This is a genomic window from Sulfurospirillum diekertiae, from assembly GCF_011769985.2.
GTDB classification, from domain to species: domain Bacteria; phylum Campylobacterota; class Campylobacteria; order Campylobacterales; family Sulfurospirillaceae; genus Sulfurospirillum; species Sulfurospirillum diekertiae.
In genome coordinates, this window is the sequence record NZ_CP039734.2 from 2355789 (window position 1) to 2369978 (window position 14190).

Here is a 14190-nt window from a genome sequence, read left to right on the forward strand (position 1 = left end):
CTTGAAGAGCCGATTATGATTACATGTAAAACAACTTTTATAAGGAGTATGGTATGAATTTTTTGAGTAAATCTATCGTAGCGTTGGCACTGGTTGGTGCAACAACGAGTTTAATGGCAAAACCTACTATTGCCATTTTAGCAACAGGAGGTACCATTGCGGGTGCTGGTACATCTGAAATTAAAAGCAGTTACTCAGCAGGTGCGGTTACGGTTGATAAACTTCTTGCAGCAGTCCCAGCTATTAACGATATAGCAACGGTTAAAGGTGAACAAATCTCAAGCATTGGTTCTCAAGAGATGAACAACAAAGTTTGGTTAAAACTCGCAAAAAGAGTCAATGAACTTCTTGCACAATCTGACATTGATGGTGTGGTTATCACTCATGGTACCGATACAATGGAAGAGACAGCTTACTTTCTTGATTTAACTGTAAAAAGCAAAAAACCTGTTGTTTTAGTCGGTGCTATGCGTTCAGGTACATCTATGAGTGCTGATGGTCCTATGAATCTTTTAAATGCTGTTAATGTTGCAACCAATAAAGAGACAACAGGCAAAGGTGTTGTCGTTGTTATGAACGACGAAATCCACAGTGCAAGAGAAGTGACTAAAGTGAATACCAGCTCCGTTAACGCATTTGCTTCTCCAAATGCAGGCAAGATTGGTACTGTTTACTATGGCGACGTGAAGTATTTGATGCAACCAACGCGTAAACACACTGTAACCTCTGAGTTTGACATTAGTAAACTTGAAGATCTACCACGTGTTGACATTCTTTTTGCTCACCCAGAAGATACAGACACTTTAGTCAAAGCGGCTGTTGCTGCTGGTGCTAAAGGTATTATCCATGCAGGTATGGGTAATGGAAATCCATTCCCAACAACGGAAGTAGCTCTTGGTGAAGCCGTTAAAAAAGGTGTTGTTGTCGCTAGAAGTTCACGTGTTCCAACAGGTAGCACCACACTTGAAGGTGAAGTGGATGATGCTAAATTTGGTTTTATCGCGGTTGATAGCCTCAACGCACAAAAAGCACGTGTTCTTTTAATGTTGGGACTCACTAAAACCAACGATAAAAAAGCACTTCAAAAGATGTTTTTAGAGTACTAAGAGTTTACTCCATCTCTCTTGGCGGAGGGATGGAGAACTTTACATGTATGTTATAATATCTATAAAAAAGAGAACACATACTGATGAAAAAATTGATATTATTTTTTTCTGTTCTTCTTTTCCTTAGCCAATCCTCTCTCTTTGCCCACGATAAAAAAATTCTTGTTATCAACTCCTATCATAAAGGTTTTCAGTGGAGCGATGATGTTCTTTCAGGCATGGAAGAGGTCTTTTACAACCATCCTGAAATCACTATCAATATTTTATATATGGATTCTAAGCGTGTCAGTTCGGAAGAGTACTACGCCAAATTAAGAGAGCTTTATAAACTCCAACTCAAAAACCAAAAGTATGACCTCATCGTTGCTGTTGATAAATTTGCCTATGATTTTTTGATTAAATACTACCATGAACTTTTTACAGATGAGCCTATCGTCTTTACGGGGCTTGAACAATTTTTTGTCGAAGATGTCCAAAAACAAGGGCTTGAAGATCGCATATATGGTATTTTAGAAAAGCGATCTATCCCTGAGAGTATTCCCATGATCGCACGCATGATGCCCAATCTTAAAAAACTTTACATTATTAACGATGCAAGTGCCAATGGCGATGACTCTGAGCCGTTTATTCAACAAGCGATGAGTGAGCACAACAGTCAATTTGAGATCGAATACATCCGTCAATCCACACTTGAAGAACTTGAAGAACGTTTTTCCAAGCCCAACAAAGATGAAGCAGTCTTTTTTGTTCGCTTTTATAATGATAAATATGGCAATCTGTATAAAAACAGCCAAATCGCATCCATGATAAACAAAAGCGCTCTACCTGTTTTTATTACCGATACGCTTTTCATTGGTAAAGGAGCATTGGGCGGTAAACTTGTTCCTGTTAAAAATGTTGGTATTGCTACAGGCGAAATGGCGATTGATGTTTTAGATCAAAAAATTCCTCCTTTACATGTAATGACAATGGTGGATTATAGTTACCAATTTGATGTCCAAAAAATTAAACAGTTTGAAGTCTATCCCAATGCAGCAGTCAAAGATTTTGAACTGGTCAATGCACCACTAACCTTTTTTGATAAACACCGTAAATTTATCGATGCTGTTTTTTTAATCTCCCCTTTTCTGCTCTTTCTCATTTTAGGTCTTATCCACAATATCTACATGCGCGTACGCAGTGAAAAAGAGCTCAAAGCGATTGAGCTGCAAAAAAACAAACACCAACAATTCATCATTCAACAATCTAAACTGGCTGAAATTGGTGAAGTTTTTTCTTCCATTGCCCACCAATGGAAAAATCCACTGGTAGAGATTGCCACCCTTACGCAAGAGCATTTTTATAACTATGAAGATGAAGGAGATGAGCAAAGTAACCAGTATGTGCATGACATTATGGTGCAAGTACGTTATATGACAGATACCATCAATGACTTTCAAAAATTTATCATGCCCTCATCCACGAAAACCGTCTTTGATGTGAGTGAAGCCATTGATACTATGCTCAAAATCATCAATCACAATATCAAGTATAACTATATTGATGTGAGCATCGATATAAGCCATGCAACCAATCTCATGGTCAGTGGCTATAAAAATGAGTTTATGCAAACCCTGCTCAATGTGGTGAACAATGCCAAAGATCAGATCAAAGAAAGCAGAGATGCCAAGCATATTCAACGAGGTTCTATTCGTATTATCATCTACAATCACGCAAAAAATGTTATTATTGAAATCCATGACAATGCAGGGGGTATTCCCATTGAATGTATTGCAAATGTTTTTGATGCCTACTTTACCACCAAAGATCATGGACATGGCATCGGACTTTATATGTCAAAGCTCATTATTGAAGATAAAATGGGCGGAAGAATTCAAGCAAGTAATGCAGATGATGGCGCTTGCTTTACAATTACCTTAGGAAACGCAACATGAAAATACTGGTTCTTGAAGATAACGAACGCCTTGCCAATGTCATCAAAAGTGTCCTGATTAAAGAAGGCTATCATGTCGATCTTTTTCTGGATGGTGAAAAAGCATTGGATGCACTCAACAATGGCTATCACTGCTTTATCTTAGATATTAATGTCCCTTCCATCGATGGACTCTCTATCTTAGAGACGGTGCGTATCTACCATAAAGAGATTCCTGCCATCATCATGAGTTCGAACCACGATCTGGAGAAAATACAAGCTTCTTACGAGATCGGCTGTGATGATTACCTCAAAAAACCTTTCTTTATCTACGAATTGGTACAGAAGGTGAAAAAACTCTGTCACAAACCCTCTTCTACGATCGCTTTATGGATCGGATATACCTATGACTATGTCAATCATCGCTTGTTTGATCCAAACAATGAAGAGATAAAATTGGCTAAAAAAGAGGGGAAATTTTTAGACCTTTTCATCAAAGACAGGCACCGTGTCATTACATTTAGCGAACTGGAAGAGTATGTCTGGGAAGGGGAAGAGACGAGTATCCTTAACATGCGAGCTCTCATTAAACGGTTACGCAGAAAATTACCTGATGGAGCAATAGAGATGATTAAAGAGGTTGGATACAGGCTAGGAGAATTGTAAACTTTCAACCATTGTTTAAGCTTGATGACCCCATGCACATATAGTATAGTAAACCCTGTATCCAGAACCCATCACATGAGCGCTTCAATCCACATCACAAGTTTTTGGAAGCTTTCAGGTTCTTTATTGGACAAAAAGAGTGCTGGTTTATTTTTACGATTTTCACTGACATCCGTATGCATTTGAGCCATATCGACCCCTACGTAAGGCGCTAAATCCGTTTTATTGACCACCAAAAGGTCACTGAAAAGCAGCCCTGCCCCTTTTTTGCGAGGAATATCCCCGCCTTGTGCAACATCTATCACATACATGTAATAATCAATCAACTCATACGAAAACGTTGCTGAAAGATTATCCCCGCCACTTTCAACAAAAAGAATGTCTAAAGGAAATTCCTTTTGAAGTGCTTCACAAGCTTTTTGATTCATAGAAATATCATCACGAATTGCCGTATGCGGGCAGCCGCCTGTTTCAACCCCAATGATACGTTCACTTCCAATATCGAGCTTTCCTTTTAAGTAATTCGCATCTTCCATCGTATAAATATCATTGGTCACAATGCCAATCGAATAGTTCGTTTTCAATAAGTTAGTGAGTGTTTCGATGATGGAAGTCTTGCCACTTCCAACAGGCCCTGCTACACCGATTTTAATGGTAGCCATACGTTCTCCTTCATGTCATAAAAAGCTTAGGTTCACACACACGATGTTGATAAATAGTTTGTTCAAATAATGGGTTAAAATTGCCCATCGTTGGAAAATGATGCTTTATTGCATCCAACAAAAAGTTATCCAACTCAAACAAAATTTCTTGAATATCCGAGGGCTTAATACGACTAATCTTTACAGCGCACATCGCAATTCCCATAAGATTTTTTTTGGCCCACATGACCAAAAACAACGCTTTATCCATCCCCAATTCAAAAGCATACGTCGATAATACCGCCAATTCATTACCAACAGCATACTGCATTTTAATTGCATGAAAATAATCCTTGACTATGGCATGATGCGGTAAGGCTTCAATATGCTTGAGATAATTACTGCCAATGTCATGCGAAGCTTGAGCAAAGGCATCGCTGAACATTGCTGAAAATTGGTAATCCAATCGTATCAGCACTTTAAGATTATGCGCCAAGAGATTTTGATAACACTGTGCCACGAAAGGAAATTCACATTGCCTATATTGATCAACAATGTGATTTTCAAGATACTGCTTTAAACTCTCTTTATCGTGCACCATTCCTGAAACAACGTGGGATTCCAGTCCAAATGAGTGCACAAATGAACCTGACGGGAAAGCACTATCGAGTACCTGCATGAAACGAGCGATGGCTTCAATGGGCATGATGTGCTTTTCCACTGGGTTGAAAAAAATCGTGAATCAACTGCACATGAATACCCTGCTTTTCTTTGATACTTTCAATCAAAGGGTGCAAAGCAACATCGTTGAGCACCATGATCGTCAAAGGCATGATACAAATGGGCTGATGGCGATTTCCTATTTCATACGCGATATTTGCAAACGAGATGGCATCATCAAATCTCATCTGAATCACCTCATCCTTTCCTTTTTGAACACAAATACGGTACCCATCTTCACACACCAAAAGATCATTGGCATGAAGATGGGAAGCACTGACTTTGAGGATAAATTCCACGCCTTTGTCACTTACTGCGGAGAGATGTGGCTTTTGCATATCGAACCAACCAAGAACGACAGCATCATCCGCTTCGCCTTCGTGCATAATGTGCGTTACTTTCTTAATCATCTATATCTATGCTCCTAAAAGAGAAAATAGCGTTGAGTCATCGGCAAATGCGTCATCGCCTTAGAATGAATGATGTTTCCATTCACACGCACTTCATAGGTCTCTGGATTGACATGAATATCACCCACAAAATCATTGAGTTTCATAGATTTTTTACTTAAATTTCGCGTGTTTTTAACCGCAACCAAACGCTTAGCAATATGCAATTTTTCCGCTAAATGATTTGTAATGGCCGCTTGAGAAGTAAAGATCACACTGATTTGACTGGGAGCCTTACCCAAAGAGCCAAACATTGGCCGATAAAAATTAGGTTCGGGCGTAGGAATGGAAGCATTGGAGTCACCCATCATACTCAGCGCAATAAAACCACCTTTTAAAATCATTGTGGGCTTTACGCCAAATAAGGCACGATCCCATAGAACTAAATCTGCCATTTTCCCCACCTCAACACTGCCAACAAGTGTATCAATACCACATGCAACAGCTGGATTGATGGTGTATTTGGCGATATAGCGTTTAATGCGAAAATTATCGTTTCGCGCCGTGTCTTCTTCTAAGGAACCTCGTTGTGTCTTCATACTGTGTGCAACTTGCCATGTACGCATAATAACCTCGCCGACTCTTCCCATCGCTTGCGAATCTGAACTTGTCATAGAAATTGCCCCAATATCGTGTAAAACATCCTCTGCTGCAATGGTATTGCCTCGAATCCGCGATTCGGCAAAGCTCACGTCTTCTGGGATTTTTGCACTCAGATGATGGCATACCATTAACATATCCAAATGCTCTTCAATCGTGTTTTTGGTATACGGTAAGGTCGGATTGGTAGAGGAAGGCAAAATGCTCTCTAAACCCGCTACTTTCATAATGTCAGGAGCATGCCCTCCACCTGCACCTTCAGAATGAAAAGTATGAATTGTACGCCCTTTAAAGGCATTAATCGTATCATCCACAAAACCTGATTCATTGAGCGTATCGGTATGAATGGCTACTTGAACATCCATATCATCGGCAACCTGTAAGCATGTGTCAATGGCGTGTGGTGTAGTACCCCAATCTTCATGGAGTTTTAAACCCATTGCACCCCCTTCAATTTGGCTCTTAAGCGCTTCGTAACTGCTGGAGTTTCCTTTGCCCATAAACCCAAAGTTAAGTGGTAAATCATCCACCGATGCAATCATCTTCGCCAGATTCCACTCCCCCGGTGTGCAAGTAGTGGCATTGGTTCCTGTATTGGGTCCCGTACCGCCACCAATCATCGTTGTGATGCCACTGGCAAGTGCTTCATGAATTTGCCCCGGTGAGATAAAATGGATATGTGAATCAATGCCCCCTGCGGTAATAATTTTGCCCTCCGCCGATAAAATCTCCGTATGCGCTCCTATTTCCAAGCCTTCGGTAATACCATCGCAATTATTGGGATTGCCACTTTTGCCAATAGCGCAAATAAGCCCTTCTTTGATGCCAATATCGGCTTTATAAATACCTGTATAATCCATAATAATTGCATTGGTAATAATCAAATCCGCACTGGCTATGGCCGTAGGCGACTGGCTCATCCCATCTCGAATTGTCTTTCCACCACCAAATTTACTCTCTTCGCCGTAAACCGTATAATCTTTTTCAATCTCTGCGATTAAATCTGTATCCGCCAAACGAAATCGGTCATTACATGTAGGCCCATACATTGATGCATATTTTGCTTTGGACAGTTTCATGCCTTACTCCCTAAAAAGACGTTTAAGCGTTGCATTGCAATTTCTTTGGTTTTGAGATCATCCAAATATCCTTCAACCAAACCATTAAATCCGCTGATATACCGTTTTCCACCATACGGAATTAAACTCACCTCTTTAATGGAGCCTGGCTCAAAGCGAACCGAAGTTCCTGAGGGAATATTGAGTCTACACCCATATGCAGAGACTCTTTCAAACGATAATGCACGATTAACTTCAAAAAAATGATAGTGTGAGCCCACTTGAATGGGTCTGTCTCCCTCATTTTTAACCTCCAGAACATGGGCTTCTTTACCTTTGTTGAGTTCGATATCGCCTTCATCAATCAAATATTCTCCTGGTAAGCCCGTCGTTGAAGCATCTATAGCGATGGGTTGATGCACGGTGACAAGCTTTGTGCCATCATTAAAGGTCGCTTCGGTTTGCACCATTTCCATCATAGAAGCGACTCCTTCCATGACATCTGTATGGCTTAAAATATGCCGTGCACTGACCATAAGCTCCGCCACACTTTTACCTTCTCTCGCACCCTCTAAAATGAAGGCGCTAATGATCGCCACAGCCTCTGGAAAATTAAGTTTGAGTCCTTTTGCTTTTCGCTCCCACGCTAATTGTGAAGCAGTGTAAATCATCAATTTTTCTTGTTCACGATATGTTAAAAACACTGTTTTTCTCCTTTACCATTTGCCAAGATGAAACTTAGCTTTTTGATTGATTGTACGATAAATTTGCCATGCCTGCGTCACCTTTTTTTTCACTTCCACCATGCTTGAACCTGAAAAAAGTCCTAAAAGCATTTGACGATTTTGGGTATAGCCAAAGCAGCCAAGTTGTGCATCAAAACAGTTCTTTGCATACGCTTCCAAATGAGCACATTTAACATACACTTTGGCAAAAATCATCTGGGAAGCATGATGGCGTATCAGATACGATTTTATGACTTCCTTGCTTAAATCAAATGCTTCGTGGTACTCTAAAACACCTTCAATACTAAAACGATTGCGTATCACTATACGTTCAAAATCATACGCTTCGAAGCTTCTACCATGGGTTAAAATATCGCTGTAAAAGAAGTCAGAATTTTTGGAAGCTTTTACATGTAAACATTGAATGAGCTTGGCACCTTGAAACAAAATCATCTCGTCATTCATATATTCAAGATTGGAGGAGACTAAATCAAGCTGAATCGCATGAATACCAAATTGCCCCTGCGGAGAAGGATAGACTTTCGTTGCCGATTCACTGGCCACAATACAGCTCGATTGTTGCAGTGAGAAATGAGTTTTAATACGATCCTTAGGGAAAATGCCTTCACCGATAGAAAGCAACTTTACATAGTTTTCCCCTTCATTGAAATGAAAATACCGTGAAGGCAATGTTAGCTTTTGAAGATCAAATCGGTTATGATCAAACGTAATGCTAACACTCATGGCTAAACAGAGAGATACTGGGTTACGGTGGTATCGTTTAGGTCAGCCATCTCACCGTGGGCAACCAAAGTGCCACGCTCTAAAATATTAAAATGATCACCATATTTTCGCGCAAACGGTAATTTTTGCTCAATCAGCATGATCGTGAGTTTCTCTTCATGCGTTAAATAGTGAATTACGCCCCCTATTTGTTGAACGATATTGGGTTGAATTCCTTCCGATGGCTCATCCAAAATTAAAAGTTTGGGTTCAAGACACAATGCACGAGCAATGGCTAATTGCTGCTGTTGCCCGCCTGACAAATCGCCACCTTTTCGCTTCAGCATCTCTTTAAGCACAGGAAAGAGTTCGTAAATTTTCTCTGGTACCTTACGCAATTTATTGCGATTGCCAAGCAATCCAATGTCAAGATTTTCTTTCACACTCAACTGCGGGAAAATTTCTCTGCCTTGCGGCACATAGCCGATGCCCAACCCAGCTCTCTTATCAGCTCCCAATTTGGAGATGTCAGATCCTTCATAATAAATTGCACCCTCCCTGAGAGGCAAAAGTCCCATAATGACTTTGGCAAGTGTCGTTTTACCTACACCATTTCTTCCCATAATGCAGGTACATCTTGAGGGGGATATTTCAAAACTCAGTCCTCTTAAAGTATGGCTTTGTCCGTAATATTGATGGATATTTTCCAAACGTATCATCTCATTCACCTAAATAGACTTTGCGAACTTTTTCGTTCTCTTGGATCATTTTCATTGGACCTTCTGCTAAAACGGAACCTTCATGCAAGACGGTCACTTTTTTAGCAATTTTTCGAATGAACTCCATATCATGTTCTACCACAACCACACTGTGCTCTTTGGCCAAATCAGTCAATATTTCCCCTGTTTTTTCCACTTCGCCAGGCGTCATACCCGCAACCGGCTCATCCACCAACAACAATTTAGGACTTTGCATCAAAAGCATTCCGATTTCCAACCACTGCTTTTGTCCGTGCGATAAAATCCCAGCAGGGGTATGATACAACGCTTGCAAACCAATCAGTTCCATTGTTTTTTCAATCGATATTTTCTCTTCAGGTTGTAATGTAGCAAAGAGTGTTTTAAAAAAACGTTTATCGGCTTTCATCGCCAATTCTAAATTCTCAAAGACGGTGTGATACTCAAATACTGTTGGCTTTTGAAATTTGCGCCCGATACCGAGTTGCGCAATGGAAGGTTCATCCATTTCACGTAAATTAGTGATCTGTCCAAAGATGACTTGCCCTTCATCGGGCTTTGTTTTACCCGTGATTACATCCATCATAGTTGATTTACCAGCACCATTGGCTCCGATAATACAGCGCAACTCTTGGTATTCTATCGTCAAAGACAACGCATTGAGGGCTTTAAAACCATCAAAACTGACCGTAACATTGTCTAAATATAAAATACGATCGCCCTTTTTAAATGTCTCAGGATCATCGTATGTGTGAGGTTTAAGCACGTGCATAGAGTTCTCCTTTACCTTTGAGCCTGAGCTTATGTAACAGGCCAATGACACCTTTAGGCAAAAAGAGTGTGACAAACACAAACAACCCGCCAAGGGCATAGAGCCATACCTCAGGAAGTGCGGAGGTGAAATAGGTACTAGCATAATTGACAATAAATGCACCTAAAATCGCACCATAAAGTGTACCACGCCCTCCAATGGCTACCCAAATGACAATTTCAATGGAAAAAAGTGGCGAAAACACACCCGGATTGATAATACCAACTTGTGGTACATAAAGAGCTCCCGCCACTCCTGCAAGCATTGAGGAAACAACAAAAATAAATAATTTGTATTGCTCCACCCTATAGCCTAAAAAGCGAACGCGACTCTCTTCATCTCGAATCGCTAAACACACACGCCCCAGTTTGGAGTGGATAATATACTGACAGAGGCTATACCCTAACACCAAAGCGATTAACGAAATCACTAAAAGTACGACGCGTGTTACATCACTTTGAAGGTCAAAACCTAAAATATCTTTAAAATCCGTCAAACCATTATTGCCACCAAAGCCCATATCATTTCTAAAAAATGCCAACATCAAGGCATACGTTAAAGCTTGCGTGATGATAGAAAGGTAAACCCCTGTCACGCGTGATCGAAACGCTAACCAACCAAAGAAAAATGCCAGTAATCCAGGGACTAATACCACCATAATGAGCATAACTCCAAAATGGTCAAAGCCATGCCAAAACCATGGGAGTTCTTTTAAGTTCATAAACACCATAAAATCGGGAAGCTCTGGATTGCCATAAACGCCTCTATCGCCAATTTGACGCATCAAATACATTCCCATTGCGTAACCACCCAGTGAGAAAAAAGCCCCATGTCCGAGGCTTAAAATTCCCAAATAGCCCCATACTAAATCTAAGGCTAATGCCAAAAGAGCAAAAGAGAGATATTTACCAAGCAGCGTCACTGTGTATGTTGACATGTAAAAAAAAGACCCTTTAGGCAGTGCTAAATTGGCAAAAGCCACATAAAGAACAACCAAACTTAAAAGGATCAATAAGGTTTGTCCACCTTTATCGTATTCAAATATACGTAAGAGAATCGGTTTTCGTTTCATCGTTTAATCCTGTGCATCTCGGCCTCTTTGAGGGAAAAGCCCTCGAGGTCGTTTTTGTATAAAAAGAATGATGAAGATCAAAATGATCACTTTCGCTAACACCGCACCTGCAACAGGTTCAATAAACTTATTAATCTCACCGAGTGTCATCGCACCAATCAAGGTTCCCCATAGATTTCCAACACCACCAAAGACAACGACCATGAATGAATCCACGATATACGCTTGCCCTAAATTAGGACCAACATTGGTTAATTGACTGAGTGCAACTCCTGCAATACCCGCAATACCCGAACCTAGACCAAAGGTTAGCGCATCAATCCACCCCGTTTTGATTCCCATGGCTTGAGCCATGCGTCTATTTTGCGTTACCGCACGTACTTTTAGCCCTAACGATGTTTTATTAAGGAGTGCTAAAATACCACCAAAAACGATTAAAGAGAAAACAACAATATACAAACGATTGTAAGTTAACGATAAGGCGTTATTGATTTCTAACGTTCCACTCATCCATTGGGGCGTTTTAACCTCTTGATTGAGAGGAGAATAGACACTTCTCACCACTTGTTGTAAAATGAGGCTAATACCAAATGTAGCTAAAAGTGTTTCAAGTGGCCTTCCATAAAGATGACGAATCACTAAACGCTCAATAATAATGCCTACAAGACCGCTTACACAAAAGGCAAGTGGAATCGCTAATAAAACAGAATATTCAATAGCTTGAGGCATCATTTGTTGCAACGTATAAGTAGTATAGGCGCCTAGCATCATCATCTCACCATGCGCCATATTGATGACTTTCATAACACCAAAGGTAATAGCCAAACCAATGGCAGCTAGCAATAAAACCGAACCGAGACTTAAGCCAAAAAACGCTTTTTCTATCCATGCGTAAACGGATCTACTCTGCTCAATAGATGTAACAGATTTTGCGGCTAATGCTTTAAGATTTCCATCTTCACTTGCTACTATAAAGGCATTTAAAGCCTGTAAAGCCTCCGAAGATAATGCATCATTAAGTGCAGTAATCGCCTGCTGTTTCACTTCATCAGATCCAAATTTGACCTTCAAAATCCAATCCGTTTCTTGTAGAACTTTACGTACTGCACTCTCTTTTTCAACAGCGAGTGCTCTGGTAACGAGTTCTATGTTATCTTCGCTTGTATTTTTGAGAATATCTTTAGCCGATTGCAAACGAACAGAAGTTTTTTTAGAAAAAAGATTGAGTTCGGCAAGTTTACTGCGAACAACACTTCTTAATTTATTATTGATTTTAATCTTTTGAAAGGATGCTTTTGGCTGTGCTTCTAAAAGTTGATTTGTCTCTACATTTTTACATTCGAGACTATCCTCTTTTTCGCGCACAACTGCAACGATTTGTCCCAAATCAGCTGTCACATACAAATCACCGTTTAACAATGCTGTAAGAAGGGTTGATAGCCTTTCATCATCACTGTATGATTGGCTCAAATGATCGATGACACTCTCTTTTTGTGTAAAGCTATTCGATGTTAACGCAAGGATATCTTCATGAAAATCACTTGCATTCAGCGGTGAAACCAATAAGAAATAAAAAAGAATAATGCTTACCCATACTGTTTTCATGTGCGCCTCATATCGTCAATACGGAGGGAAACTCCCTCCGTAAAAGACCATTAATAATTTTGTCCGGAACATTTACCGGTTTTAACATTGTAATTACCGCAATGAAGTGGAGATCTCCAATCCGCGATAAGATCTTTACTTCCGGGAAGAAAATCGCTCCATGCATCACCCACAACGGTGTCAGGTGTTTTCCAAACGGTTTCAAATTGACCATTTTCTTGAATTTCACCAATTAAAACAGGTTTGGTTAAGTGATGGTTTGGCATCATCGTAGCATAACCACCAGTGAGGTTGGGTACTGTGATACCGATCATTGCATCAAGGACAGCATCGGTTTTGGTTGTACCTGCTTTTTCCACTGCTTTAACCCACATATTAAACCCAATATACGTTGCTTCCATCGGATCGTTAGTCACACGTTTATCGTTTTTGATATATTTTTTCCACGTAGAAATGAATTGTTTATTGATAGGCGTATCGACACTTTGGAAATAGTTCCAAGCAGCCAAATGTCCAACTAATGGTTTTGTATCTATGCCTGAAAGTTCTTCTTCGCCTACAGAAAATGCTATGACAGGGATATTTTCAGCACTGATGCCTTGGTTAGAGAGTTCTTTGTAAAAAGGAACGTTTGCATCACCATTGATAGTTGAAACAACGGCTGTTTTTTTGCCCGTTGAACCAAATTTCTTGATATCACTTACGATACTTTGCCAGTCAGAATGACTAAACGGTGTATAGTTGATCATAATATCTTCATCTTTTACACCTTTAGATTTAAGGTATGCTTGTAAAATTTTGTTGGTTGTTCGTGGATAAACATAGTCTGTTCCAGCCAATACCCAACGTTTTACGCCCATATCTTTCATCAAATAATCCACAGCAGGAATCGCTTGTTGATTAGGTGCAGCCCCTGTGTAAAATACGTTTTTAGAAGACTCTTCACCCTCATATTGAACAGGGTAAAACAAAATGCCATTTAGCTCTTCCACAACAGGAAGCACAGATTTACGAGAAACGGATGTCCAGCAGCCAAAGGTAACATCGACTTTGTCTTTGGTTAAAAGTCCACGCATTTTTTCAGCAAACAGTGGCCAGTTTGAAGCAGGATCAACGACAACAGGCTCTAGCTTTTTACCTAATACGCCACCTTTTTTATTTTGCTCCTCAATGAGCATTAAAACCGTGTCTTTCAGTGTTGTCTCTGAGATGGCCATGGTTCCTGATAGTGAGTGTAAAACACCAACTTTAATCGTATCTGCCGCTTGTGCCATATATCCCATACCAATGATGGCGGCGATGGATATACTTTTAACAATACTCTTAAGCATTTTGCTTGCCTCCTTATAATTTTCAAAAACAATT

14 protein-coding genes are annotated in these 14190 nt (G+C 40.1%); 3 read left to right on the forward strand and 11 right to left on the reverse strand.

What is annotated here, in order from left to right:
• The first annotated feature begins 53 nt into the window (after window positions 1–53).
• The 3 genes from FA584_RS12100 (at window position 54) to FA584_RS12110 (ending at window position 3684) form a co-directional block, all read left to right on the forward strand.
• A complete protein-coding gene (locus FA584_RS12100) occupies window positions 54–1106 on the forward strand; it encodes a type II asparaginase (protein ID WP_167749609.1) in 1053 nt (350 codons plus the stop codon).
• Window positions 1107–1189: 83 nt separating this feature from the next.
• Complete coding sequence (locus FA584_RS12105; RefSeq protein WP_167749610.1) at window positions 1190–3040, forward strand: sensor histidine kinase; 1851 nt, start codon at window positions 1190–1192, stop codon at window positions 3038–3040.
• Window positions 3037–3684 (forward strand): response regulator transcription factor, encoded by a 648-nt coding sequence (locus FA584_RS12110; RefSeq protein WP_096047427.1) that lies wholly within the window; start codon window positions 3037–3039, stop codon window positions 3682–3684. Before FA584_RS12105 ends, FA584_RS12110 begins: the two co-directional genes overlap by 4 nt.
• A gap of 71 nt (window positions 3685–3755) precedes the next feature.
• Here FA584_RS12110 and ureG read toward each other — a convergent pair whose 3' ends face one another.
• From ureG to urtA, 11 genes are read right to left on the reverse strand one after another with little or no spacing between them, the layout of a single operon-like run.
• Window positions 3756–4346 carry an urease accessory protein UreG gene (gene ureG / locus FA584_RS12115; protein ID WP_096047428.1) on the reverse strand — a complete coding sequence of 197 codons (591 nt, stop codon included), beginning with the start codon at window positions 4344–4346 and terminating at the stop codon, window positions 3756–3758.
• Between the two features lie 10 nt (window positions 4347–4356).
• Complete coding sequence (locus FA584_RS12120) at window positions 4357–5031, reverse strand: urease accessory protein UreF (RefSeq protein WP_096047429.1); 675 nt, start codon at window positions 5029–5031, stop codon at window positions 4357–4359.
• Window positions 5021–5455 carry an urease accessory protein UreE gene (locus FA584_RS12125; RefSeq protein ID WP_096047430.1) on the reverse strand — a complete coding sequence of 145 codons (435 nt, stop codon included), beginning with the start codon at window positions 5453–5455 and terminating at the stop codon, window positions 5021–5023. Before FA584_RS12125 ends, FA584_RS12120 begins: the two co-directional genes overlap by 11 nt.
• Before the next feature lie 14 nt (window positions 5456–5469).
• Window positions 5470–7173 (reverse strand): urease subunit alpha, encoded by a 1704-nt coding sequence (ureC, locus tag FA584_RS12130; protein WP_096047431.1) that lies wholly within the window; start codon window positions 7171–7173, stop codon window positions 5470–5472.
• Window positions 7170–7856 carry an urease subunit beta gene (locus FA584_RS12135; RefSeq protein WP_096047432.1) on the reverse strand — a complete coding sequence of 229 codons (687 nt, stop codon included), beginning with the start codon at window positions 7854–7856 and terminating at the stop codon, window positions 7170–7172. The genes ureC and FA584_RS12135 overlap by 4 nt, the downstream gene beginning before the upstream one ends.
• 12 nt (window positions 7857–7868) lie before the next feature.
• Window positions 7869–8621, reverse strand: a complete 753-nt coding sequence (locus FA584_RS12140) for an urease accessory protein UreD (RefSeq protein WP_167749611.1) — start codon at window positions 8619–8621, stop codon at window positions 7869–7871.
• Between the two features lie 2 nt (window positions 8622–8623).
• Complete coding sequence (gene urtE / locus FA584_RS12145; RefSeq protein ID WP_096047434.1) at window positions 8624–9319, reverse strand: urea ABC transporter ATP-binding subunit UrtE; 696 nt, start codon at window positions 9317–9319, stop codon at window positions 8624–8626.
• 1 nt (window position 9320) lies between these two features.
• Window positions 9321–10109 (reverse strand): urea ABC transporter ATP-binding protein UrtD, encoded by a 789-nt coding sequence (gene urtD, locus FA584_RS12150; protein ID WP_096047435.1) that lies wholly within the window; start codon window positions 10107–10109, stop codon window positions 9321–9323.
• Window positions 10096–11220: an urea ABC transporter permease subunit UrtC gene (gene urtC / locus FA584_RS12155; RefSeq protein ID WP_096047436.1), complete on the reverse strand. Its 1125-nt coding sequence runs from the start codon at window positions 11218–11220 to the stop codon at window positions 10096–10098. Before urtC ends, urtD begins: the two co-directional genes overlap by 14 nt.
• 3 nt (window positions 11221–11223) lie before the next feature.
• Window positions 11224–12825, reverse strand: a complete 1602-nt coding sequence (gene urtB, locus FA584_RS12160; RefSeq protein WP_096047437.1) for an urea ABC transporter permease subunit UrtB — start codon at window positions 12823–12825, stop codon at window positions 11224–11226.
• Between the two features lie 50 nt (window positions 12826–12875).
• Window positions 12876–14156, reverse strand: coding sequence for an urea ABC transporter substrate-binding protein (gene urtA / locus FA584_RS12165; protein WP_096047438.1), 1281 nt, complete (start codon window positions 14154–14156; stop codon window positions 12876–12878).
• Between the last annotated feature and the right edge of the window lie 34 nt (window positions 14157–14190).

What these genes read in the sequence shown, in the direction of transcription:
- urtE (WP_096047434.1), bottom strand. Translation starts at nt 9,319, where the DNA reads ATGATACGTTTGGAAAATATCCATCAATATTACGGACAAAGCCATACT.
- ureG (WP_096047428.1), bottom strand. Translation starts at nt 4,346, where the DNA reads ATGGCTACCATTAAAATCGGTGTAGCAGGGCCTGTTGGAAGTGGCAAG.
- FA584_RS12110 (WP_096047427.1), top strand. Translation starts at nt 3,037, where the DNA reads ATGAAAATACTGGTTCTTGAAGATAACGAACGCCTTGCCAATGTCATC.
- FA584_RS12105 (WP_167749610.1), top strand. Translation starts at nt 1,190, where the DNA reads ATGAAAAAATTGATATTATTTTTTTCTGTTCTTCTTTTCCTTAGCCAA.
- ureC (WP_096047431.1), bottom strand. Translation starts at nt 7,173, where the DNA reads ATGAAACTGTCCAAAGCAAAATATGCATCAATGTATGGGCCTACATGT.
- FA584_RS12100 (WP_167749609.1), top strand. Translation starts at nt 54, where the DNA reads ATGAATTTTTTGAGTAAATCTATCGTAGCGTTGGCACTGGTTGGTGCA.
- urtA (WP_096047438.1), bottom strand. Translation starts at nt 14,156, where the DNA reads ATGCTTAAGAGTATTGTTAAAAGTATATCCATCGCCGCCATCATTGGT.
- urtC (WP_096047436.1), bottom strand. Translation starts at nt 11,220, where the DNA reads ATGAAACGAAAACCGATTCTCTTACGTATATTTGAATACGATAAAGGT.
- urtB (WP_096047437.1), bottom strand. Translation starts at nt 12,825, where the DNA reads ATGAAAACAGTATGGGTAAGCATTATTCTTTTTTATTTCTTATTGGTT.
- urtD (WP_096047435.1), bottom strand. Translation starts at nt 10,109, where the DNA reads ATGCACGTGCTTAAACCTCACACATACGATGATCCTGAGACATTTAAA.
- FA584_RS12140 (WP_167749611.1), bottom strand. Translation starts at nt 8,621, where the DNA reads ATGAGTGTTAGCATTACGTTTGATCATAACCGATTTGATCTTCAAAAG.
- FA584_RS12120 (WP_096047429.1), bottom strand. Translation starts at nt 5,031, where the DNA reads ATGCCCATTGAAGCCATCGCTCGTTTCATGCAGGTACTCGATAGTGCT.
- FA584_RS12125 (WP_096047430.1), bottom strand. Translation starts at nt 5,455, where the DNA reads ATGATTAAGAAAGTAACGCACATTATGCACGAAGGCGAAGCGGATGAT.